The sequence below is a fragment of the Fibrobacter sp. UWR4 genome (assembly GCF_003149045.1).
Lineage (GTDB): Bacteria > Fibrobacterota > Fibrobacteria > Fibrobacterales > Fibrobacteraceae > Fibrobacter.
Map to the genome: position 1 here is coordinate 84,554 of NZ_QGDU01000014.1, position 7,256 is coordinate 91,809.

At 48.8% G+C, this 7,256-nt stretch carries 3 protein-coding genes; 1 reads left to right on the plus strand and 2 read right to left on the minus strand.

All coding sequences use genetic code 11. From position 1 onward, the window contains the following. Window positions 1–7 precede the first annotated feature (7 nt). Window positions 8–1,885: an ABC-F family ATP-binding cassette domain-containing protein gene (locus BGX12_RS07560; protein WP_233246304.1), complete on the plus strand. Its 1,878-nt coding sequence runs from the start codon at window positions 8–10 to the stop codon at window positions 1,883–1,885. A 78-nt stretch (window positions 1,886–1,963) separates the two neighbouring features. Here BGX12_RS07560 and BGX12_RS07565 read toward each other — a convergent pair whose 3' ends face one another. Then, window positions 1,964–6,223, minus strand: coding sequence for a fibro-slime domain-containing protein (locus BGX12_RS07565; RefSeq protein WP_109735475.1), 4,260 nt, complete (start codon window positions 6,221–6,223; stop codon window positions 1,964–1,966). 142 nt (window positions 6,224–6,365) lie between these two features. Beyond that, window positions 6,366–7,130, minus strand: a complete 765-nt coding sequence (locus BGX12_RS07570) for a fibrobacter succinogenes major paralogous domain-containing protein (RefSeq protein WP_109735476.1) — start codon at window positions 7,128–7,130, stop codon at window positions 6,366–6,368. Between the last annotated feature and the right edge of the window lie 126 nt (window positions 7,131–7,256).

Genomic DNA, 7,256 nt, shown 5'->3' on the forward strand with positions numbered 1-7,256 from the left:
TATCCCCGTGATCCAAGTACAGAATGTTTCCAAGTCTTTCGGCATGCAGGTCCTTCTGGACCAGGCAAGCTTTCTCGTAGGTGACCACGAACGCGTCGGTCTCGTAGGTCGTAATGGTTGCGGCAAGTCCACCCTCTTCAAGATGATTCTTGGCCAGGAATGCCTGGATGGTGGAACCATCGATATTCCAAAAAAATACACCATCGGATATTTGCAGCAGCACATTAACTTCACCCACAAAACGGTGCACGAAGAAGCCTGCAGTGTGCTGAAGCCTAATGAAGATGGATGGATCGAAGAACACAAAGTGGAAGCAATCCTTTTCGGTCTGGGTTTCGACGAAGAATCCATGAGCAAGGATCCTATGCTCCTTTCCGGTGGTTTCCAGATTCGTTTGAATCTCGCCAAGGTGCTGGCCTCTGAACCGGACATGCTGTTGCTGGATGAACCCACCAACTACCTGGACATTGTTTCCATGCGTTGGCTCAGCCGTTTCCTGCGCAACTGGAAAGGCGAAGTACTTCTCATCACCCATGACCATCATTTCATGGACGAAGTCTGCACCCATACCGTGGGCATTCACCGCCACAAGATCCGCAAGGTCAAGGGAACCGTAGAAAAGCTCCGGGAAACCATTGCCGAAGAAGAAGAAGTGGCAATGCGCACCCAGGAAAACGAAGCCAAGAAGAAGGCCCAGCTGGACCAGCTCATTGAACGTTTCCGCTACAAGGCCGCAAAGGCCGCCATGGTGCAGTCCAAGATCAAGGCAGCGGCTAAGCTCGCCAACGGTGAACGCCTCACCCACGAACGCAACCTGGAATTCAGCTTTACGGAAGCTCCCTTCCCAGGCAAGCGAATGCTCCAGATTCACAATCTGGCATTCAAGTACGGTGACGGTCCGGAACTTTTCAGCGATTTGGAATTCGAAGTATTCAAGGGCGACCGTATTGCAATCATCGGTCCCAACGGCCGTGGTAAAACCACGCTCTTGAACCTGATCGCAAAGGAACTAAATCCCACTACCGGAGAAATCTGCCACAATCCCAATCTGCAGATCAACTACTTCGGTCAGACAAACATCAACCGCCTGAACCTCGACAATTCCGTCGAAGAGGAAATCGCAAGCGCCATCGCGGAAGTCTCCCAGAAGAGCCGTGCCCGCGGTCTTGCAGGCCTCATGATGTTCAGCGGCGACAACGCCCTGAAGAAAATCAAGGTCCTCTCCGGTGGTGAACGCAGCCGCGTGCTGTTGGGCAAGATTCTTGCAAGCCAGTGCAACATGCTGCTGCTGGACGAACCCACCAACCATCTGGATATGGAATCCATCGAAAGCCTTATCGACGCGCTGGACGACTACGAAGGAACAGCCATGGTGGTGACCCATGACGAAGAACTGCTACACGCCTTTGCAAACCGCCTGGTGGTTTTCGACGGTGGCAAGTGCCGCATCTTCGAAGGCTCCTACGCCGACTTCCTCGAAAAGGTAGGCTGGGCTGCCGAAAAGAAGCCCGGCGGAATGGACGGGGACAACGCCAAACTTTCCAACATCGACGTGACCAAGGACGCTCCCACTGCAAGTGCTGCACCTTCTGCAAAGATGGACCGCAAGGCCCGCGCCGACTACATCGCCGAACGTTCCAAGATCATCAAGCCGCTGGAAAAGGCTATCGCAAAGATTGAGGATGATATCGCCAAGGCCGAGGAACTTTCAGGCGCATTGGAAGCAAAACTGGTGGCCGCCTCCGAAAGTGGTGATGGAAATGCAATCACTTCAATTGCAAAGGAAATGGACGACATCAAGAAAAAGATCGACGATCTCTATACTCAGTACGAAGTAAAGAACGCCGAGCTTGAAGCCGCCAACGATAAGTACCCGCTGGATTAACCAGCAGTCATGCTGACGAAGGTCAGTATCGGCTGTACGCAAAAAAAAGCACGGTTGCAAGCCGTGCTTTCCTTTTTTTTATTTTCCTCTCTTGATACCGATGGTATAGGTATCCTCGGAACTTCCCGCCTTTGTCTTGCCGGAAAATACCTTCACCTTCATCTTGGCAATGTAAGGACCTGTGCCTACCAGTCGGCCATCTTCACTACGGCCATTCCATTCAAAGAACATGTTGCCAGGATTATCAAAGCAATTGGACTTTGCAGGATCGGCTGCATTGTAGAATACAGTCTTATCGTTACAGCGGATTACACCTCTGTAGGAATTCACGTAGTTACCCAGATGAGAATAATAGTAGGCTTCCCAGTTAATCTTGATCAAACCCAAGGCAGAATCACGATTAGCAGTGCTAGGCAGGTTCATGATCATGGTGGTCGCAAGTTCACCAATATCAAATCCCAACAACAAGCCAGGCATTCCTAAGCTATCCACAATGTCCTTTACAGTCTTGTTGGAAGGGACCACAATAGGAACGATGGATTCCTGATGAGGCCACACAAACTCTTCGCTCCCGATGGTCACTACACCAGGTGCCGAGATTTCGGTACGCTGTTCCCCTACAATACGAACCATGGGATTATTCACATGCGCGAAGTTTTCACTGCGGTCCTTGATCACTCCAGGCACCATCTTCACATAATCGCCCACAGCAGGCAGCACACCTGTTTTTGCGCGGCTATAAAACACCTTGAAAACATTGCCCTTAGAAGAAACACTCGTAGTGGACACATCCAGAGAATCACTCAACAAGGTAGAGTCACGGAAAATTTCAAAGGCAATTCCGCCATTCACGTTTCGTTCTGATGTACCTTCACTCAAGTTGATGGTCAGCAAGCTCATATTTTCGTTCACGGATTCAATAGTAGCACTAAGAATAACAGGTCCCGCGTGATCCTCGATGGAAGTACTCATATCGAGTTTCACAGAATCACCCGTATCTTCATCCAAGTATGTATAGTGATACAGCAAGGATCCCAAATACACATCATCGGAAATTCCCGTAAACAGGCTCTTCTGCAAGCCGTTAGGATCATAGAGCACAAGAATGGAATCATCCACAACCAGGGGCCAAACATTGACAGCATCCGTTACCTTATGGAATCCAGATTCGCCAAAGGACCAGGCGAGAGTATCAGGCACAGCATTATCAAACGGCTTGCTAAACGGAATAGCAAGACTATCCACCACGCCATCGCCATTTACGTCATACATCTTCCCGCGAGAAGCAAATGGTACAGGAGGTTCCTTGAAGTGAATGCCAGTCCATACCAGATCATTGGAAACGCCCTCGCTGGAAATCTTGAACGAAGCATTCTCCATTGCGGTCTCGCCCACCACATAGAAGTAGGCATATCCCAGGGAGTCCGTCGTAATGGATGTGACCTGCTGACCATCCTTACTCAGGAAGCTAATGGAATCTGCAGAGGTCAAATCCAGAGTCACAATGCAATCACCGCAGGGTTTACCCACATAGAGTACAGCAACAGCAAGGGGCTTTCCATCCGGATAAGTCACATGAGCAAGCAGCGTATCATTTTTCGGATCCACGCCCATTACATCCCCACGGAGGGTAAGCCCCGTAGGATCCAGCTGCACAAAGGAATCCGTCGGATTGAAAATATCCACAAAGCCAATATCCGGCAGAGGATATTCGGGCACCGTGAAGGGAATAATCTGATACTGACTCAAATCAGATGCCAGATAGCAAATCAAGGCATAGGAGCCAGATGCCAAAGAACGGGAGCGAACAATAGCCGTAGTATCGATGGTAAAGCCCGCCATGTTTTCGTTAATCAGGATACCACCATAATTCAGGCCCGGATCTAGAGTCATACCATCCGGAGGCAGGCTTCCTCCTGCCAGCACGAATATGGACTGTGCATCGGAAGTATCCACCTTGGATACACTGGAGACGTCGCAACTCAAGGATTCATCCACCAGCAACTGCTTCAAGTTATACATGATTGTACCATCCGCAGTCTTCACCTCTTCAGAATAGTAAGTCTTCTGGGTCTGCAAGTTGATGGACGTACGCATCTTGAAGTTGGAACCCGTTGCATTACGTTCAGAGAAGAAGATGTGGAACGGATATTCTACACCCTCATCAAGTCCCAAAGTATCCAGGTCCACAGCACCTTCCACCGGACTATGGCAGCCGCCGATATCCACCACCAGACGGTTGTTGATGAACACCCACACATCGTCATCACCGCGGAATTCAAAATACTGCCCCTTGATATACTTGAACTGGGCGGTAATCTTCATGGAGAAACTGTAATTGTGTTTACAACCCTGAACGTCCCAGTCGAACTTCGGATTCTTAATAGTCTTTGCGGAATCCAGGTATTCGAAATCGTCCAGAGGATAGAAGCCCGGATTGGTGGGATCGTTACAACCGTTAGGAGATTCCGTCACATCCGCAAGCCAGAAACCTTCAGCATCCAGTTTCAAGTCAATATCACGGCAAGTAGCGTTGGTATATTCACGTCCGTCGGGCCCCGTAGCCAATACTTCCGGAATAAACCACTTGTCCACTTCACGACCTGCAGAGCACTGGTCCCAAGGGAACAAGGTGGAGTCCACACGAACCGGCAAGCCATCCTTGCTCAGGTATTCTTCCACCATACCCAATACATGACCTCCACAAGTCTTATACTCCTGAGCGCCCTGGATGATGGTCGTATATTCATTACCACCATAAATTCCACCAAAGTCAATGTCGATGGCATCTGCATAAGATTCACCCGCCCAGTCCAGAAGCATAGCCGAAATTTTCATGGTGGGGCAAATTCCCAATCGTTCCGGATACACTTCCTTAAACCTCGGGGCGCTGGAAGACAGCGGATAAGGATACACCCATACCGTATCGTACAAAGCGATCATGGAATCCAGGGAAATCGGCGTACCAAAGCCGCCATCTTCCCCCATCAAACCTTCCAGGCTATAAAATTCCGTACCGAAAGACTGCCTAAACTGAACAGACCAATCTTCGGTGTGCTTGTAGTAAGTTCCCTGATACCAGCCACAGGTATCGCTCTGGGTTGTATCCAACAAACTTGCTGTAATCGGTCCCATACGAATCGTATCTTCCGCGACGATCATCATCGGCGACATATTGTCCCAGGGACTCATTAAACGAATAGTCTTAGGTTCCAACGGACTAAACAAGAGCTCGTAATTTCCACTAGTCGTCGTGTAGAGCCAAGTCTCATAAACGCCCGTAGGGAACAGCGAGGAAGCAAAAGGTCTAGCCCCTTCCTTGAAGAAAGTCACCTGGGGCCATTCATTCTGACGGCGGTAAATATTGAACTGAGCCATGCTGGAAGCCCAATTCGTGGAGCCTACAGTTGCTGCGTCAAATTCATACTTAAACCAGTACGGATTCTTTCCATCCTTTTCCGTTGCAACAGGATTGTTCAGGATGTTGTTCCCGATGGAAATGTATACCAGGCTATCCTTGAATGTAGAATTGGTCCTCCAGGGATGATAAATATGGAGAACTCGTGTAGAGTCAAAACATTCTCCCAATGCGCCCATTTCATGGGCAGGAGCAAGAGTATTTGCAGTACCGTCAATATAGATCGTATCCGCAGCATCAAGAGCATTGCCCAATTCAATCACACCAGAGCTGGGCAGTGCCATGTAAGGCGTCCTATAGCGAATAAAATGTACAGCTTTCCCAGGATTCGCCTTGATCACCGCAGGAGACACAGCTCCATAGAACCATCCACACATGGATTTGTCATCCTGTGCAAATCTCATCAGGATAGAATCCTGGCCGAAGATCATCTGAGGGAGAGCCTTATTCCCCCAAGGGCTCTTGAACCACACCATCTTGGAACCAGGAGCAACAAAACTCTTCTCGTAGGTCATGTCCGTAGTGTTGGTATAAAGCCAAACTTCAACATCCGTACCGAAAATCTGGCCGATTTTCATATCGCCAGCAACTTTCCAGGAGGCACCATTATTGTTGTTGAAATTCTGGTCAGCCGTATTGGGATAAATACCAATATTGAAAGATTCCCAATCCTGAAAATCCGAGGCATTCTTGTTCCAGGTATAGCTGAACCAGCCATCCCCTTCATCCGTCATGCGAGTGCTAGAAGTTTCGCCAAACTGCGGATTATAGCCGCCACCGGCACCGCCCAGCATATGCAAAAAATACCCGTCCTTAGACAGATCATCACGCCACGGGGACTGGACATGAATAATCAGCTTCGCCTGGGCGAAAGCCGCAAAAAACATGAAAAATAAAACAACCCATACATTGTGTCGCATAAACACAACTCCTTTTACTACAAACATCCCAATATGAAAATAATTTTTTTATTCCAAAGCGGAATAAAATTTGCACGCAAAAGGAAATAGCGTTGAGATAACTACAAGGGAAAAGTGACTTACAAAAAAAAACGGACTAACCTCAGAGAGCCAACCTACGCACGCACCGTACCGAGAAACCGTTCCAGATGGTTCCATCAGGGGAATACAACTCCGATCCATATCCTGATGATAAACCTGTTCCATTGTACCACAAGTCCCAAACGTAAGCACGAGTAGAATCCCCCTTCGTCGCACTCCAGAAAAAGGCATAGCTCTTCAAATCCTGGTAAGAACCATCTAATTTACGCATTCCACCAGGGAGAGCGGCAAAACCTAACATATCACTTCCTGAAGGCGTATCAATAGCTCGACGCCACCCCTCTTTGGACATCAAAGCCGTTCCGGCCCCGGGGCCACCTCGCTTTCGAAGTTTATATTGATCGGCAACCTTGCGTAAGGCCTGCCAATCATCATTGTCAGGAAGTTTCCATCCCTCAGGACAAGCCTTCATGGCATCTTCCCAGCTGTAAAGGCGGCCATACTTTTCGCAATACTCAATGCTATCGCGATAACACCAGCTATTCTCCGTCTGAAAATTCAGATTTTCAGCCATCCAATCCCGATTCCCAGAGGAAATTATACGATACATCTTACGATCGCGAACATCAGATGTCGTCTTAAGATCTACAGAGAGAGTCTCCAGCTCGTGAATTTTTTGAACCTTTGAATATTCCTCTGAAGAATCCCTGCAACCGCAAAGCGCAAGAAAACCAAAAAAATACAACAAAAATGCAGAATATCGAATCATCATCCTAAACCCAACCTTTTTCAAAAAGATATAAAAACACCTCAAAAAAAATGGCATGCCCGAAGGATGCAGGGCGAGGCGTGCGCCTCGATTACGCCCGACGTACCGTATTTTTCCCAGGGACGAGCGGGACAAGGCGCGAGCCGCCGTGGTGTACTCCGGTACACGAGGGGGCGAGCAACG